The 15,501-nt window shown below is 36.9% G+C and carries 17 protein-coding genes; 4 read left to right on the plus strand and 13 right to left on the minus strand.

Features of this window, described 5'->3' with window-relative positions; translation table 11 throughout:
- The first annotated feature begins 29 nt into the window (after positions 1-29).
- A complete protein-coding gene (locus tag ACSHW7_RS02960; RefSeq protein WP_435677821.1) occupies positions 30-488 on the plus strand; it encodes a 3-oxoacyl-ACP synthase in 459 nt (152 codons plus the stop codon).
- Here the strand turns inward: ACSHW7_RS02960 and ACSHW7_RS02965 are convergent.
- Positions 481-1,008, minus strand: coding sequence for a DUF421 domain-containing protein (locus ACSHW7_RS02965; RefSeq protein ID WP_435677822.1), 528 nt, complete (start codon positions 1,006-1,008; stop codon positions 481-483). The genes ACSHW7_RS02960 and ACSHW7_RS02965 overlap by 8 nt on opposite strands.
- Positions 1,009-1,154: 146 nt before the next feature.
- On the opposite strand from ACSHW7_RS02965, the gene ACSHW7_RS02970 reads away from it, so the two are divergent.
- Together ACSHW7_RS02970 and ACSHW7_RS02975 are read left to right on the plus strand one after the other, a co-directional pair.
- Positions 1,155-1,418, plus strand: a complete 264-nt coding sequence (locus tag ACSHW7_RS02970; protein ID WP_435677823.1) for a hypothetical protein — start codon at positions 1,155-1,157, stop codon at positions 1,416-1,418.
- A gap of 22 nt (positions 1,419-1,440) precedes the next feature.
- Entirely contained in the window at positions 1,441-2,160 is a 720-nt protein-coding gene (locus tag ACSHW7_RS02975; RefSeq protein ID WP_435677824.1) for an NADP-dependent oxidoreductase, read from the plus strand.
- A 24-nt stretch (positions 2,161-2,184) separates the two neighbouring features.
- Here ACSHW7_RS02975 and ACSHW7_RS02980 read toward each other — a convergent pair whose 3' ends face one another.
- From ACSHW7_RS02980 to ACSHW7_RS03035, 12 genes are all read right to left on the minus strand, one after another.
- Positions 2,185-2,601 carry a hypothetical protein gene (locus ACSHW7_RS02980; RefSeq protein ID WP_435677825.1) on the minus strand — a complete coding sequence of 139 codons (417 nt, stop codon included), beginning with the start codon at positions 2,599-2,601 and terminating at the stop codon, positions 2,185-2,187.
- Positions 2,601-3,554, minus strand: coding sequence for an ABC transporter ATP-binding protein (locus tag ACSHW7_RS02985; RefSeq protein WP_435677826.1), 954 nt, complete (start codon positions 3,552-3,554; stop codon positions 2,601-2,603). Before ACSHW7_RS02985 ends, ACSHW7_RS02980 begins: the two co-directional genes overlap by 1 nt.
- A gap of 64 nt (positions 3,555-3,618) precedes the next feature.
- Positions 3,619-5,784: a prolyl oligopeptidase family serine peptidase gene (locus ACSHW7_RS02990; protein WP_435677827.1), complete on the minus strand. Its 2,166-nt coding sequence runs from the start codon at positions 5,782-5,784 to the stop codon at positions 3,619-3,621.
- Between the two features lie 96 nt (positions 5,785-5,880).
- Entirely contained in the window at positions 5,881-6,255 is a 375-nt protein-coding gene (locus ACSHW7_RS02995) for a DoxX protein (protein ID WP_435677828.1), read from the minus strand.
- Between the two features lie 98 nt (positions 6,256-6,353).
- On the minus strand, positions 6,354-7,961 hold the full coding sequence (locus ACSHW7_RS03000) for an FG-GAP-like repeat-containing protein (protein WP_435677829.1): 1,608 nt from the start codon (positions 7,959-7,961) through the stop codon (positions 6,354-6,356).
- 24 nt (positions 7,962-7,985) lie between these two features.
- The gene (locus tag ACSHW7_RS03005; protein ID WP_435677830.1) at positions 7,986-9,350 is read right to left on the minus strand and encodes an Ig-like domain-containing protein; all 1,365 of its coding nucleotides are present in this window, start codon (positions 9,348-9,350) and stop codon (positions 7,986-7,988) included.
- Between the two features lie 107 nt (positions 9,351-9,457).
- Positions 9,458-10,555 carry a hypothetical protein gene (locus tag ACSHW7_RS03010; RefSeq protein ID WP_435677831.1) on the minus strand — a complete coding sequence of 366 codons (1,098 nt, stop codon included), beginning with the start codon at positions 10,553-10,555 and terminating at the stop codon, positions 9,458-9,460.
- 125 nt (positions 10,556-10,680) lie between these two features.
- Positions 10,681-11,079: a DoxX family membrane protein gene (locus ACSHW7_RS03015; RefSeq protein WP_435677832.1), complete on the minus strand. Its 399-nt coding sequence runs from the start codon at positions 11,077-11,079 to the stop codon at positions 10,681-10,683.
- A 66-nt stretch (positions 11,080-11,145) separates the two neighbouring features.
- Positions 11,146-12,135: an aspartate-semialdehyde dehydrogenase gene (locus tag ACSHW7_RS03020; protein WP_435677833.1), complete on the minus strand. Its 990-nt coding sequence runs from the start codon at positions 12,133-12,135 to the stop codon at positions 11,146-11,148.
- 155 nt (positions 12,136-12,290) lie between these two features.
- Positions 12,291-12,695, minus strand: a complete 405-nt coding sequence (gene mscL / locus ACSHW7_RS03025) for a large conductance mechanosensitive channel protein MscL (protein ID WP_435677834.1) — start codon at positions 12,693-12,695, stop codon at positions 12,291-12,293.
- 81 nt (positions 12,696-12,776) lie between these two features.
- Complete coding sequence (alr, locus tag ACSHW7_RS03030) at positions 12,777-13,886, minus strand: alanine racemase (RefSeq protein WP_435677835.1); 1,110 nt, start codon at positions 13,884-13,886, stop codon at positions 12,777-12,779.
- A 27-nt stretch (positions 13,887-13,913) separates the two neighbouring features.
- The gene (locus tag ACSHW7_RS03035) at positions 13,914-14,570 is read right to left on the minus strand and encodes a thymidine kinase (RefSeq protein WP_435677836.1); all 657 of its coding nucleotides are present in this window, start codon (positions 14,568-14,570) and stop codon (positions 13,914-13,916) included.
- 124 nt (positions 14,571-14,694) lie between these two features.
- Between ACSHW7_RS03035 and ACSHW7_RS03040 the strand changes: the two genes are divergently transcribed.
- A complete protein-coding gene (locus ACSHW7_RS03040; protein ID WP_435677837.1) occupies positions 14,695-15,498 on the plus strand; it encodes a hypothetical protein in 804 nt (267 codons plus the stop codon).
- Positions 15,499-15,501: the final 3 nt, after the last annotated feature.

The raw sequence follows: 15,501 nt of genomic DNA on the forward strand, positions 1-15,501 counted from the left end.
TGTAATTTTGACACTTTAAACCATCTTCAATGACTGTACTCGAACTCAAAGAATCTCTCTTGTCTGCCTGCAAAAATGTGGTTGCATCGCGTTATGAAAAAGTGCAACAAACAATCGCGGATATTGAGGAATCTCTCGAAGATGAGTCAAAAAGTAGCGCGGGCGACAAGCATGAAACGGGTCGTGCCATGTTGCATATTGACAGAGAAAACGCAGGAAAACAATTAAAGGAAATTGAACTTTTGCAAGTGCTACTTCCTCGTATTGATATTGTAAAAACTTCAGATTATGCTAGGTTGGGGAGTCTTGTTTATACAAACCATGCTACATTTTTTATGAGTATTTCTATCGGGGCGGTCACGGTTAGTAAAACACAATATTTGTGTGTGGCATTGCAAGCTCCTATTGGGCAGCTCATTTCAGGAAAGAAGAAAGGAGACACTTTTTCTTTTAATGGAAAACAATATACAGTGACCAGTATTAAGTAACATCCTCCAATAGAAAATCTTCTATTTTTGTTTCATCCTCGCTGTGTAATACGCTTACATCACCCGTCGTTTCTAGTATTACGGCTCTTACTTGACTTAATCTCAAAACATTTGCTTCTCGTAATTTGCCTCTGAGTTCGTCTTTGGTGACTTTAGATTTTTCTAGATTTTCCGTTATAATTTTCCCGTCCTTCATTAAAAGCAAAGGAGAGTTGTCAAGGATGCCTTGGACTTTATTGCTCTTAAATTGAATGACGGAAATCAAATGGTTCATTAAATATAGTAATCCTATTATAACTGCTCCCATCAATAATTTAGGGCTTCCCGTTCCAATGCTCATAGCAAAAATATTACCAATGGCAATCGTGTTTATAAAATCAAAACCTGTCATTTTACTAAAGCTCTTCAGCCCGAAAATACGCGTGTAAATTATGATGGCTAAATAGATGAATACCGTCCCTGCTATCACAGAAAAAATGGTTGCCAAATCTAAATCTTTAGTAAAATATTCCCAGTTCATAAGTTAAATATTAGTTCCAATTATTAAAAATACTCTTAAACGAGAGCTTTGAGCGTTAATCTTTTCAGAAAATCACTTCGGAAATTTGATTACCTGCTATTCATCGAGTACCTTAAAAAATAGTTAGAATTTAAAAAATTAAAGTTATGAATAAACAAATCAACTTAAAAAGCCGTCCTGAAGGAACTCCAACAAAAGAAAATTTTGAAATCGAACAAATCTATGATGTTCAATTGTCTACACTACGCGACGGGGAAGTGCTTTTAGAATCTAAATTTATATCCGTTGATCCTTATTTAAGAGGAAGGATGAGAGATGAAAAATCATACATAGAATCATTTAAAATTGGTGAACCCATTGAAAGTAGTGTTATCGCCAAAGTGAAAGAGTCAAAAAAACTCCGACTTTAAAAAAGGCGATTATATCCATGCAATGCTTCCGTGGAAACTACAGCAAAGCCATTCTGGAAAAGGACTTCAAAAAGTAGATGAAGAATTAGCTCCATTGAGCGCATATTTAGGCGTGCTCGGCTTGACAGGAATTACAGCTTATGTAGGATTGACAAACATAGGGGATTTAAAAAAAGGTGAAACATTATTAGTTTCGGGAGCTTCTGGTGCTGTTGGTAGTGTTGTTGGGCAGATAGGCAAAATTAAAGGTTGTAACGTAGTGGGAATTGCTGGGTCTAATACCAAGGTAGACTTAATGAAAGGCAAATTTGGTTTTAATAAAGGCATCAATTACAAAACCACAAAAGATATGAAAACCGCTATTAAAGAAGCATGCCCAAACGGTGTGGACGTTTATTTCGACAACGTGGGTGGAGAAATACTCGACGCGGCATTGGCAAATATAAACCGCTACGGGCGAGTTATTAATTGTGGTGCTATATCTTTATACAATAAGACCGAAACTCCAACTGGGCCCAGGCACGAGACTATATTAGTCAAAAAAAGTGTAAAAATGCAAGGATTTATTGTTAGTGATTTTCAAGATCAGTTTGAAGAAACAACCAAACAATTAGGAAGATGGCTACAAGAAGGAAAGCTTACCTATAGCGAAACGGTCAAAGAAGGTTTTGACAATATTCCTAATGCTTTTATGGGATTGTTTGAAGGGGAAAATGAAGGAAAAATGGTAGTAAAAATTTAAAATTGGGATTGATCCCAAGAAAATTTAATTGAACACCATTTCATAAAATGACCCTAAAAAAACTAAAGACCAAATGATAGTTCTAATCCAATTATAATTTTCTAATTTCTTTAAAATTTTACCTGTTGCTTTACCATTCCCTATTTTATGATGTAAAGGCACAAAAATGAGGAATGTAATTCCCCATAAAAATAAAATCGCAGCGGCGTATAGAATGCTATTAAAATGTATCTCTTTAAAAAGCTGAGTGATTGATATTACTAATTGCCCCAGCATAAGAGGTATGACAATAATTGCTAAGCGAATGGTATATTTTTTATGCCACCGCTCCAACTGTTGCGAATCATAAAATTGAAAACTGGGATAAACTATAAGTTGCACCATCCAGATAAGAACTACCATCCCAAAATCAAGCAACAATCTAATTATTAATAAATCCATTAAACTCTTTTTAAATAAACCTGTTTTCCCCTTTCTATGGCAAATGGATGATGAAAGTAAATTATTGAATCTTGAATTTTAGAAAGTATCAAATAGTGACTTCCTTTAAACTCAAAACCTGTAACTTCTACTTCGAGTTTTGTTTTATCTTCTGAAATTTTAAGTTGGTGCGGTAGCAGTATTTCTGTTTTATTCTTTGAGTTTTCGGAAAATAAATTTCGGTCAACGACCGAAACATCCCCAAAAAACCCCGCGACATATTCATTGCAAACCGAATTATAAATCTCTGTTGGATTTCCGAAGATTTCCTTTTTGCCGTCCTTTAAAATTAAAATTGTATCCGCAAATGATAATGCTTCTTCGCTGTCGTGCGTTGCCGTAATGCACGTTATTTTTTTTTCTTTGAGATAGGCAAAAACCTTGCGGCTCAATTTATTTTTAAGAAAGCTATCAATGCTGCTAAAAGGCTCATCGAGCAATAACACTTCAGGTTCTTTTGTGAGCGCTTTTGCGATGGCTACTCGTTGTTTTTGCCCTCCGCTAAGATATTGTGCTTTTGTGTTCTTAAAGTCGCTTAATTCAACAACGCTGAGCAACTCGTCAACTCGATTATTGTCGCTTTCTTTATCTTTTCGGTTGAGATGGGAAGCAATATTTTCGGCTACTGAAATGAATGGCATTAAGTCAAATTGCTGCGAAACCAATTTAATAAATGGCTCGCCGGGTATCAAAGAAAATGTAGGTCCCAATAACGTATTTCCATTCCAAGAAATTTCCGAAGCCTCCATTTTTTCAAGTCCGTAAATGAGGTGTAACAATGTTGATTTTCCACAGCCGCTCTCACCGAGAAGCACAAGATGTTCACCTTTGTTAACTGAAAAAGAGAGGTTTTCCAGAATCACTTTTTCAGGATTATTAGGATATGCAAAGGAATTTATTTTGACTTTAAGCATGCTGTTTTATAAAAAATGTCCCCTTTGATAGAGGACATTTAATGTACAATTTTTATTTTAATATCTATTTTTTAATTCCGTCAGCCATTGTTTTTGGCAAAACATCAAACCCCATATTGTATAGGGTGAATCCAAATATGTCTGCGTATTGATCAATTGTTTTGCTCACAGGAGTTCCTGCGCCGTGACCGGCATCAGTTTCAATTCGTATCAAAACTGGATTATCGCCAGTTTGTTTTTCTTGTAGTTCAGCTGCAAATTTAAAACTGTGTGCTGGCACTACTCTATCATCGTGATCACCTGTAGTTATTAGAGTTGCTGGATATTCTGTTCCTGCTTTTACATTGTGAACTGGAGAATATCCTTTCAAATACTCAAACATTTCTTTACTGTCGTCAGCCGTTCCGTAGTCATACGCCCAACCTGCTCCTGCCGTAAATGTGTGGTAGCGCAACATATCTAGAACACCTACTGCGGGCAATGCTACTTTCATTAAATCTGGTCGCTGCGTCATAGTTGCTCCAACAAGCAAACCTCCATTTGAGCCTCCACGAATAGCGAGGTAATCTGTTGACGTATAATTTTCAGCGATTAGATATTCTGCCGCTGCTATAAAGTCGTCAAAAACATTTTGCTTTTTTTGTTTTATTCCTGCATTGTGCCATTTCTTTCCGTATTCTCCACCACCGCGAAGATTAGCCACAGCGTAAATACCTCCTTGCTCCATCCACACAACGTTTGCAATACTAAAACTAGGAGTAAGGCTTATATTAAATCCGCCATATCCGTAAAGTATGGTTGGATTTTTTCCATTTAATTCAAGTCCTTTTTTGTGGGTAATAATCATAGGGACTTTTGTCCCATCCTTTGAAGTATAAAAAATTTGTTTGCTTTCATAGTCTTCTGGGTTAAAGTCAATATCTGGCTTTACATACAATGTGCTTTTCCCGCTAGCAATATCGTATTTATAGATACTTCCAGGAGTTACATAGTTTGTAAAGGAGTAATACAATTCGGTATCCTCTTTTTTAGCGCCAAATCCTCCAACAGAACCTATTCCCGGTAAATTGATCTCTCTTACCAATGTGCCGTCAAAATCATATTGCATTACTTTGCTCACTGCATCCACCATATAATTTGCAAAAATGGCACCTCCACCGGAGCCAGCGTTCAATACATTTTCTGTTTCTGGGATTACATCTTTCCAGTTGTTTGGGGTTGGGTTATCCGCATCAACCTTAACTACCTTTTTGTTAGGTGCGTCTAAGTTTGTCACCAAAAATAATTGAGAGCCTTTATTGTCCATCACATACGTATCACTGTCTGTGTGGTCTAATATGGTTACAAATTTGCTGTTTGGTTTTGTAAGGTCTTTAATGAAAAGCTTATTTCCGGAGGTAGAAACACTTGCTGTCACCACTAAATAGTTATTGTCCTCAGTGGTGCCACCGCCAACGTATCTATGTTTTTGCTCGGGTGTTCCACCGTAAATCAACTCGTCACTCTTTTGTGCGGTTCCTAGTTTATGATAATAAAGTTTGTGCTGATCTGTTTTTGCTGAAAGCTCACTTCCCTTAGGTTTATCGTAGCTTGAATAAAAGAACCCTTCGTTGCCTTTCCAAGAAATACCACTAAATTTTACATCAATCAATGTGTCCTCAACAATCTCTTTTGTTTCGGCATTCATTACTAGTACTTTTCGCCAATCGCTTCCGCCTTCGCTAATGCTGTAGGCCGCCATTTTTCCGTTGTCACTAAAATTAAGACCGCCCAAAGAGATCGTTCCATCTTCTTTAAATGTATTGGGGTCAAGGAAAATTTCAGCTTTGCTTACATCCTCATCATTTTTATAACGGTAAATCACATATTGATTTTGAAGCCCGTTGTTTTTATAAAAATAGGTGTAATCACCTTCGATGAATGGCGAACCTACTTTTTCATAATTCCACAATTTTGTGAGACGCTCTTTTAATTCTTCCCTAAAAGGAATATTGTCTAAATAGCCGTAGGTTGCCTTGTTTTCTGCTTTTACCCAATCGGCTGTTTCCTCGCTCATGTCGTCTTCAAGCCAGCGATAAGGGTCTTTAACATCTGTCCCAAAATAGTTTGTAACCGTGTCTACTTTTTTTGTGGTTGGGTATTTCACTTCGATCTTTCGGTTTTTAACGGGTTCTTCTTTGCATGCCACTAGAGCAATAAGAGCAATTAGTACTAAGCTTATTTTTTTCATAATTCGTTGTATTAGAGCATAAAAATAATCCTTTTACAACGGGCGTACAAATATGTAAACTCGTATAAAAGGACTTTCTTTTTCTCTGCAAAAATTTTACTGAAATAACGGTCTATAAGACTTCCAGTATTTGTAGATTAAAATAGCATTGATTCCAACAATAAGTATGGCTACGAGTATTCCCGAAACATCAAGAAAAATATGGAACAATAATATATTTAATGCAATGGGTGCCAATAAAATTAAGGCAAATGGCACAAACTTTTTAAAGATGAGCATTAGGCCAATTATTATTTCCAGTGTTGCCACTACTGAAAGTACATACCCTGAACTTTGAAGAGAGTCCATGAAATTAGCTGCCGCCGGTGCCATGTCAAAAATGGGAATAAATGGGTAGAATTTGTTTGCTCCAAAAACAAGAAGCGCGAGCCCTAAAATGGTTCTTAAAATTGTAGTAAAAGTTGAATTCATAGTTGGATAGGTTTAGTATTATACCAACTAAAGATAGCAAAAAAATAAAGCATCGTACTCATAAAGAGCACGATGCTTAAAACTATTATTAATACAAATTATCTTTTTTTAGAAAACTTTTGACTTTTTCTAATACGTCTGTCCGCAACTCTAAGAATATATACTCCTTCTGCCAATTGCGAAATGTCAAGGCTTTGACCGTTTAGGCTACCATTCATCACTCGTTTTCCAGACATATCGAATACCGAATAGAACGGGCTTTCAAATTGACTTGTGTCTCCAATGTTTAAAACATCTATCGCTGGATTAGGATATAAAATTAAGTTTGCTACAGCGTTATCATCAACTCCTAAAGTTGTCCCTTCTGTAATTGTTAAAGTCTGATTTACATCCACATCGTTAAGAACGTCTATAATTCCTGAAGGCCAGTACACAGTTACTGTATCAATAGTGGTGTCTTCTCCAAGACCAAAATGAGCATTTAAAGAACTCATTTGTCCGAAACCTTCCCCACTACGAATATCTCTCATTTGGTTTCCAAGTGCTGAAGAAATTTCAATACGCGCACCAATTCCATTTAAGTTACTTTCTGTGCCAATTGTGTTGATTTTTAGCCAATTGTTACTGTTTCCATTATTAATCCTTAAAGTTCCAAATCCGAATGCATCAATAAAACCGTCATTGTTAATGTCCCCATAAGCAGCACTAAAAGGTGCTCCAGTAGTTACGGTAAAGGTAAGGTCGCCGTTTCCGTATAAAATTCTTCCAGCGGCTATAATATCGGCAAAACCGTCATTGTTAAAATCGTGAGTTGCATTCTCAATATCTGTAGAATTATAACCAAGAAGCCCAGAATCGTTAATGACATCAGTAAAAGTACCGTCGCCATTATTTCGCATCAATCTGTGAAAACCATCTGCTAATGTACTTGCTCCAATCCAAATGTCTAAATCTCCATCGTTATCATAATCTGCCCAAGCAGATGACCATGTTTGCATGCTATCTTCTAAATTTATCGAAGCACCTACTTCGGTAAAAGTACCGTCTCCGTTATTGCGGTGCATTTCATTATCTCTTCTGGCTGATTCACCACCACACTTAGCAATAAATAAATCCATATCACGGTCATTGTCATAATCTACCCATACAGAACCATAGTGACCACCTGTAGGATAATCTCCTAAACCTCCTTGATTGTATTGTAGGTTTCCATTTCCGTCGTTGATATAATAAACACTTGGCTCCACGTCATGACACACATAGGCGTCTAGGTGACCATCATTATTTATATCAATAAAGTTTGATCGCTGAGAAAAAACATATTCTGAGCCACTGATTTCAGTAAATCCAGTACCAGTATTATTGGCTTTCATAAAAGTAACACCACTACCACCACCGTAAAGTAAGTCATTGTATCCATTTCCATCAAAATCACCTGCAGCCATACTCCAAGAAGCAGGATAGTCTGAAAACGTTGTGGGTATATTCACCTCTTGTAATGTTCCGTCTGCTTGTTGATAAAAAATTTGAACATTCTCCCTTGTAACAGATACAATATCATCTAGAAAATCACCATTCATATCAACCAAGCCACGATCCTCGCTATTATTAAGTGTCGCTACTGTTTGTGTTGTAAAGGTTACTTGTTGTGCCATTCCTAAGCCGCAGCTGAGTGTTAAGGCGATAAGTAAAAATTTATTTTTCATGTTTTTTGTTCTGGTTAATAATAATTAATCGCATGTTCCTGGCAGGGTGTTGATCCATTCAGCAATCATGCTTAAAGCTTCTTCGTGGCCAATTTGTCTGCCTTGCTGTGGCATTCTATATTGCTCTTGTGAAATTGCCATTCTATAATATAATATTGATTCTTCGGCGTTTCCTGGTTCAATTATTTTTTTATCAAATAGCGCTGGAATAGGGGTATCTGGATCTTCACATATTCCTAAGTTAACAGGGTCTGTTGTATCCCCATACGCTAATCGAATACCTCGATAGCTTGCTTGACCACCATCAATATGACAACTTGCGCAGTTCATGTCAAGGTAAGACCTTACTCTTATCTCTAAAGGTTGTGAAGTGTCTTCCCAATTAACCATAGTTTCAATGTTAGTAGGAAGGTTATCCTCAAGGTATCCAAAATCTATCAATTTTTGTAATTGATTTTGGACACCGTCATCATACACATAATCATAATTTAAACTCTTTGGTTCCAAACCTAGCAAAATACGCTCACCATCTTTTTTATGGCAGGTAAAGCATTGGCTTTCTGCTGGCATGTTATAATTAAGGGTAATTGGTGTTCCGTTTTGTATCCAAGTAATCTCTCTAAAAACGCCGTCACCTGTTTCATTTAAAAAGGCTTCGGTTTGATCTTCGTTCCAAATATATTCAGCAAAAATCCAACCTGAATCTTTTTTGATCATTACTCTTGTTTCTAAAATAAACGTAGTGTTTCCCGGTTGAACATTTTCGTAGTAAAAATTTTTAATCAAAGCGGCGCCTATGGGAAAGTTTAAGATTTCAGCAGCATTGACATAGGTTGCTTTTTGACCGTTGGGCATCCAAACAAATCGTTTTTTTAATGCGTAATCTGAAAACAATGCGCTAATGGGCTCGTAAGGAATAACGCTGTACGCGGGTTCTTGATTTTTTAAAGGGCCTTTAAAAAACTGATAGTCTGAAAGCTTTGCGGCAGGTGGTTGATTGGGGTAAAGAACTACTTGAGACTTTGGCAATACTGTTATTGTCACTGTTTCGGTATTACAATTTGCTCCATTTTCGTCACAAATAGTGTACTGAAATGTTTCATCTCCCACAAATTCGCTATTAGCGGTGTATGAAACTTTATTATCTTCAATTACTACATTTCCTTCTGTAGGATTAGAAACATTTAATAATCCATTGACAGGAACATTTGAATCATTCGCCAACACATCAACGAGTATCGTTTCAGTTTGAAAAACTTGGCCAGAATCAGCTTGAGTAGTAATATTTATTGATGTCATGGTTTCGCCTTCGTCATCGTTACAAGAGACAAATGCAATGGCTAAAACTAAGCCTGCAATAATTTTAAAAAAAGTAATTCTATTTTTCATTTATAATTTTAACTATTACAACTTAAAAGTATCAAAACTAATTAAACAAAGTAATGAGAATATTGTGAGATTTGATGAATTTATGTTAAAAAAGTGTTGTTCTGTCATTAATCGCAAATTTGATCTAGAGAAGCTATCCACTCTTCAATCAAAGCCACTCCCTCTTCATGCACAATCCGACGCCCCAACAAAGGCATTCTATACTGCTCCTGATTTGTTGAAATTCTAAACAATAACATAGAATTTTCGGGATGTCCCGGGTCAACCAATTTAGATTCTTGATATCCGGGAACACTCAAGTCGTCTGGCACAACACATATTCCTAAATTCCCCTCATCATTTTCTGTCAAATTAAAAGCAAACCTAAACCTTCGGTAATTACAATGTCCTCCATCGTCGTGACAACTCGCACAATTAATATCAAAATAAGAGCGAGCTCTTAAGTCTAACGACTTCGATGTATCATTATAATCTACAACGGTATTAATATTTAACGGCAGATTGTCCTCAAGATATCCTATTTCAATTAATTTATCCAATTGATTCATTATTCCATCAGCATATGAATATTCCGCGTTCAAACTTTGTGGTTTTAATCCTATGGGAGAAATTGCAAACTCCGCGTTTTCATCTTTGTGGCATGTAAAACATTCGCTTTGTGCGGGAATGTGGTACATAAGATTTCGAGTCACTCCATTTTCAATCCATTCAATCGGGATATCTTCACCATCTCCACTCACATTTAAAAAAGCATCTGTTTGTTCTTCGTTCCAAATATATTCAGCAAAAATCCAACCGTCAGCTTTCTTTATCATCAAACGAGTCTCCATGATTCTGGTTTCATTGCTAGGTTGCACATTTTCGTAGTAAAAGTTTTTGATAAGTACTGCGCCAGCGGGAAAACTAAGTGCTTTTGCATCGGAAACGTAACTGGCTTTTACATCTTCGGGCATCCATAAAAATCTTTTTTTGTGGGCATAATCTGAAAATAAACTGCTTATGGGCTCATAAGGAATTACATCAAACCTCTCATTGAGTTCTGAAATTGTCCCCTCAAAAAAGTTATATTCCGAAAGTTTAGGATAGGGAACACTTTGCAAATCAACATTGACTTCAGAAACTGGTGGTGGGTCAATAATGGGTACATACGTTTCGTCATCATCACCACAGCTGGAGAAAACAAAAAGCACTATGATACTTATCAAACCTTTTATAAACTTTTCAATCATAATAACATCCTCAAAAGAGGGTTGCTAATTTACAAAGAAAAAACACATAAACAACTAGTCAAATAGTTGATATTCTGTATTCTGAAATGTTAAAAGCCAAATTAATTGAACATGCCCTTATAAGCATTCCAATTTCTATATATCAAATACCCATTTACGATTGCAACCAAAAGTGCAGGGCCTAAATTAGGCAAATTGACAAACAAATGAAAGGCAACAATGTTAATTGAAATGGGAACCAGCATTACTAGCGCAAGTGGAATCCATTTTCTTAAAATTAAAAGTAGCCCAATAATCACTTCAGAACCTCCCACCATATTCATTATATACCCTTTACCCGTAGGCTCATGTCCCGAAAATCGTAAAGATTTAAAAAGATGGTCCGCCTCTGGAAAACCTGTAAAATCGAAATCTGGCATGAACCAAAGGAACTTGTTAAGACCAAAAGAAAGCAACATGAGTCCAAGGCCTGCATAAAGTATCGTGTGGAAAATTTTCATAAGAGTTTTTTTGAAAGTTATTATATACTAGACGATGGTATCATAAATCACTTACAAATCATTGAATTAAACCAGCCTGTTAACTACAAGATATTCGGCAATTTGAACAGCGTTTGTGGCAGCGCCTTTTCTTAAATTATCGCTTACAATCCACATATTTAATGTGTTCTCTTGTGTTTCATCACGGCGAATTCTTCCCACAAAAACATCATCTTTATCATGCGCATAAATTGGCATTGGATAGGTATTTGTAGCTGGATTGTCCTGTACAACGATTCCTTGTGTGTCCTTTAATATATTGCGAACGTCCTTTAAATCAAAATCATTATGGAACTCAACATTTACAGACTCACTATGCCCTCCCGAAGTAGGAATTCTAACCGCAGTTGCCGAAATTGAAAATGTTCTATCGTCCAAAATTTTCTGTGGCTCCCGAGCTAGTTTCATTTCTTCTTTTGTATAACCATTCGCTTCAAAAACATCGCAATGTGGGATTGCATTTCGGTGAATGGGATAAGGATATGCCATTGCACCCTTAATACCTTTTGTTTCATTTTCAAGTTGCTGAACGGCATGTACCCCAGTTCCCGAAACAGATTGATAGGTTGAAACCAGCACACGACGCATTTTATATTTTTTATGCAAAGGAGCCAGCACCATTACTAATTGTATGGTAGAGCAATTTGGATTTGCTATGATTTTGTCTTTTTTCGTCAATAAATGTGCATTTATTTCTGGGACAATCAATTTCTTATCTTGATCCATTCGCCATGCTGAAGAATTATCAATTACAGTTGTGCCCGCCGCAGCAAATTTAGGCGCCCATTTAAGAGACGTCTCACCACCTGCAGAGAAAATGGCAATGTCTGCTTTAGCATCAACCGCTTCTTGGAGTCCTATTACTTTATGCAGTTTCCCATTAAACAGCAATTCGCGACCCACTGAGCGTTCTGATGCAACAGGAAGTAATTCTGTTATAAGAAATTTGCGCTCTTCCAGCACTTTTAATAAAACTGTGCCCACCATTCCAGTGGCTCCTACTATGGCTATTTTCATTGTTTTCTTGTTTGCGTATTTAAAACTACACTAATTATTTGCAAAGATAATCTCTGTTGGGTAAAAAAGAACCACCCTATCGAAAAACGACGGGTGGTTTAGTTAATTGTAGTGTAGCGGTCTATTTTGATTCCATAATCAAAACGTTGCGAAAATTATTTTTTCAATGCGTCTCTTATTTCTTTAAGAAGGTCATTGTCACTCGGCCCTTTTGGTGCTGCTGGTCCTGGAGGCGTTTTTGTTTTATTGTAGGCTTTAACAATAATAAATAATACAAATCCTACCGTGATTAAGTTGATAATAGCATTGATCCATTTTCCATAAGCAATAACGGCTCCACCTCCTTCATTTGCTGCTTCAAGCGTTGCATACTGTTGACCATCCATTGCATAAAACAAATCTTGGAAATTAGATCCTCCTGCAAAATGCCCCACAAATGGCATCATTATATCACTTACAAAACCGTTGATTACAAGTCCTACAGCTCCTGCAAGTATTACTGCTACGGCCAGATCAATGACATTACCTGTCATTATAAAATTCTTAAATTCTTTTAACATTGTACGTTGTTTTTATTGGTTATACATTGACTAAGATAAACAAAATTTAAATCCGTTAATATATTATGAAAAGTGTTGCTATTATTTTCGACAAACAACTCTTTTTATCCTTTGAGATATGGCCGTTAAAAGTTCGTAAGGAATAGAATGAACTGCATTTGATAAATTTTCGGCGGTTGAGGTGTTGCCAAAAACAATAACCTCATCGCCTTCTTCACAAGCAATACCGGTGACATCCACCATAATCATATCCATACAAACATTACCTTGTATTGGTGCTTTTTGACCATTAATCGTCACCCAGCCCACACCATTTCCGTAGGCTCTTGAAATCCCGTCTGCGTGACCTATGGGCAAAGTTGCTGTTGTTTTTGGCGTTTCTACTTTAAAAGCTCTGTTGTAGCCCAAAGTGTCCCCGGGAGCCAATTGATGGATTTGAGAAATCACCGTTTTCAAGGTTGCGACGGGCTTCAGATTTTTATTTTCGGAAACCGAGTTTCCAAAACCGTACAACCCAATACCGCATCGTACCATATCATACTGCGCCTCTGGAAAGTTCAAAACGCCCGAGGTGTTTAAAGTATGCAACAGCGGTTTGTAGGTCAATCTTTTTAATAATTCTTCTGAAATTTCAGAAAATGATTTTAATTGTTTTTCCGTAAACTGTCGTTCTTCTTCATCTTCACTCGCTGCCAAATGTGAAAAAATTGAAAGCACCTTAACACTATTTGTATCTTCCAAAATATTCAATATTTCAGAAATTTCAGAACCTATAAATCCTAGCCGATTTAATCCGGTGTTGAATTTTAAATGGATGGGGTAGTTTTGTTGTTGTTCCGTTTCGGCGAAAGCCACAAACTCCCTAAGCATTTTCATAGAATAAATACTTGGTTCAAGGCAACGATGCACGATGTTTTTAAAATTTGTGGGTAACGGGTGCAACGCCAAAATAGGCGTTTCAACCCCTGCATCCCGCAATTGTTCACCCTCCCCAGAATATGCCACGGCAAAGTAATCTGCACCAAGAACCGCCAACTCTTGAGCCACCGTAACCGAGTCGCTACCATAGCCAAACGCTTTTACTACAGCCAACAATTTTGTGTCCTTTTTTAACTTTGACCGTAAATACTGGTAGTTGTGACCGAGTGCGTCGAGGTTAATTTCTAGTGTAGTTTCGGTAGTTTTTTGCATTTTTAAGTAGCACGTACTATAGCGTGATTATTGGGTGTCACTTTTTTTTATCGAAGCTTGCGCATTAACCGCAGTGGCATCTTTAACATCCATTTTACGTATTTTTTCGCGCAACATTGCTTTGTAAAATGCGGCTCTGCTTAAGGGTTCGTATTCCTCTGTTTCGCCTAAAAGTACAAGGTCGTCGCTTGTTGATTTTCTAAAACTGTAATTTGCTAAATTGCCTGTGCGTGGGCATACTGCGTGTACTTTTGTAACATATTCTGCCGTCGCCATTAATGCGGGCATTGGGCCAAAAGGATTGCCTTTAAAATCCATATCAAGTCCAGCGACGATAACCCGAACGCCTCTATTGGCGAGGTCGTTACAAACTTTTACGATTTCATCATCAAAAAATTGGGCTTCGTCAATCCCAACTACGTCGCAGCCATCTGCAAGTATTGGAATGTTTGCCGCCGCAGGAACCGGTGTAGATCTAATTTTGTTTTTATCGTGCGAAATTACTTCCTCTTCGTCATAACGAGTATCTACTGACGGTTTAAAAATCTCCACTTTTTGACGGGCAAATTTTGCGCGTTTTAGTCGGCGCAACAATTCCTCTGTCTTTCCAGAAAACATAGAACCACAGATTACCTCAATCCAACCGAATTGTTCTTTTTGGTTAACTGTGTTTTCTAAAAACATGTGCTAGACTAATTGGTTTTAATTTTTCGTGTTCCGTTGTGATTCCGTAAATTTATAAAAACAAAATGGAGCGTATAGCATATTGTAAAAAAGTTATGAAATACACCTAAAATTGAATTGAAAAATGAAAGATACACTCTTATTAGAGATCAAAGAAATAGCGAAAAAATTATTGGATACCAATGGTAGTTTTGATACTTCAAAAGTGAAAAACGCAGTAACATTGCTTCATGAAAAGTTGACCGTTTTGGCATATTTAGAATCGCAACTTGGCGGTGGTTCGAACATTACTTCGCAAAGTGCCATGGATTCAAAAAGTTATAGAGAAGAAAATTGGTTTAAAGAGCCAGAGCAATTGCCAAAATCTGAACACAATGAAGATCTTGTAGAGCCATTAATGGAACAAATAAAAGACCTCGTTGCTCAAATGCCGCCAAATTCGGACAGAGTGGACGAGATGCTGGAAGAGATACTTCCGAAGAAAAAATACATTAAGAATGACCTTGAAGAATTTGCATCAAATTATCAAGAAATGCCCACTTTTGAACGAAAGGCTGATGAGAAAAAAAATGTTGATCCGCCTGTGATTTCAGAAAACCTAGAAAATAGAGAGGCTGTGAAAGAAGCTTCCGTTCCTAAAAAAACAAACCATTTAAATGAAGATCCCAGTGCTCCAAAATCATTAAACGAATCTTTAAAAAAAGGACTGAATATTGGGCTCAATGACAGAATTGCATTTATAAAACATTTGTTTGAAGGCAACGCAGACGATTATCAACGCGTGCTTTCGCAAATAAATACGTTTGAGTCTTTTGACGAAGCAAATAATTTTATTCAAAACCAAGTGCGACAAGACTATAAAGGCTGGCCACATAAAGAGGAATACGAAGAGCGATTTATGGGGATTGTGGAGAAGAGGTTTAGTTAAATA

The sequence above is a fragment of the Patiriisocius sp. genome (assembly GCF_051252435.1).
GTDB lineage: Bacteria > Bacteroidota > Bacteroidia > Flavobacteriales > Flavobacteriaceae > Patiriisocius.

Bases quoted from the DNA above. Each gene is read 5' to 3' on its own strand.
- ACSHW7_RS02960 (WP_435677821.1), top strand. From the start codon at position 30: ATGACTGTACTCGAACTCAAAGAATCTCTCTTGTCTGCCTGCAAAAAT.
- ACSHW7_RS02965 (WP_435677822.1), bottom strand. From the start codon at position 1,008: ATGAACTGGGAATATTTTACTAAAGATTTAGATTTGGCAACCATTTTT.
- ACSHW7_RS02970 (WP_435677823.1), top strand. From the start codon at position 1,155: ATGAATAAACAAATCAACTTAAAAAGCCGTCCTGAAGGAACTCCAACA.
- ACSHW7_RS02975 (WP_435677824.1), top strand. From the start codon at position 1,441: ATGCTTCCGTGGAAACTACAGCAAAGCCATTCTGGAAAAGGACTTCAA.
- ACSHW7_RS02980 (WP_435677825.1), bottom strand. From the start codon at position 2,601: ATGGATTTATTAATAATTAGATTGTTGCTTGATTTTGGGATGGTAGTT.
- ACSHW7_RS02985 (WP_435677826.1), bottom strand. From the start codon at position 3,554: ATGCTTAAAGTCAAAATAAATTCCTTTGCATATCCTAATAATCCTGAA.
- ACSHW7_RS02990 (WP_435677827.1), bottom strand. From the start codon at position 5,784: ATGAAAAAAATAAGCTTAGTACTAATTGCTCTTATTGCTCTAGTGGCA.
- ACSHW7_RS02995 (WP_435677828.1), bottom strand. From the start codon at position 6,255: ATGAATTCAACTTTTACTACAATTTTAAGAACCATTTTAGGGCTCGCG.
- ACSHW7_RS03000 (WP_435677829.1), bottom strand. From the start codon at position 7,961: ATGAAAAATAAATTTTTACTTATCGCCTTAACACTCAGCTGCGGCTTA.
- ACSHW7_RS03005 (WP_435677830.1), bottom strand. From the start codon at position 9,350: ATGAAAAATAGAATTACTTTTTTTAAAATTATTGCAGGCTTAGTTTTA.
- ACSHW7_RS03015 (WP_435677832.1), bottom strand. From the start codon at position 11,079: ATGAAAATTTTCCACACGATACTTTATGCAGGCCTTGGACTCATGTTG.
- ACSHW7_RS03020 (WP_435677833.1), bottom strand. From the start codon at position 12,135: ATGAAAATAGCCATAGTAGGAGCCACTGGAATGGTGGGCACAGTTTTA.
- mscL (WP_435677834.1), bottom strand. From the start codon at position 12,695: ATGTTAAAAGAATTTAAGAATTTTATAATGACAGGTAATGTCATTGAT.
- alr (WP_435677835.1), bottom strand. From the start codon at position 13,886: ATGCAAAAAACTACCGAAACTACACTAGAAATTAACCTCGACGCACTC.
- ACSHW7_RS03035 (WP_435677836.1), bottom strand. From the start codon at position 14,570: ATGTTTTTAGAAAACACAGTTAACCAAAAAGAACAATTCGGTTGGATT.
- ACSHW7_RS03040 (WP_435677837.1), top strand. From the start codon at position 14,695: ATGAAAGATACACTCTTATTAGAGATCAAAGAAATAGCGAAAAAATTA.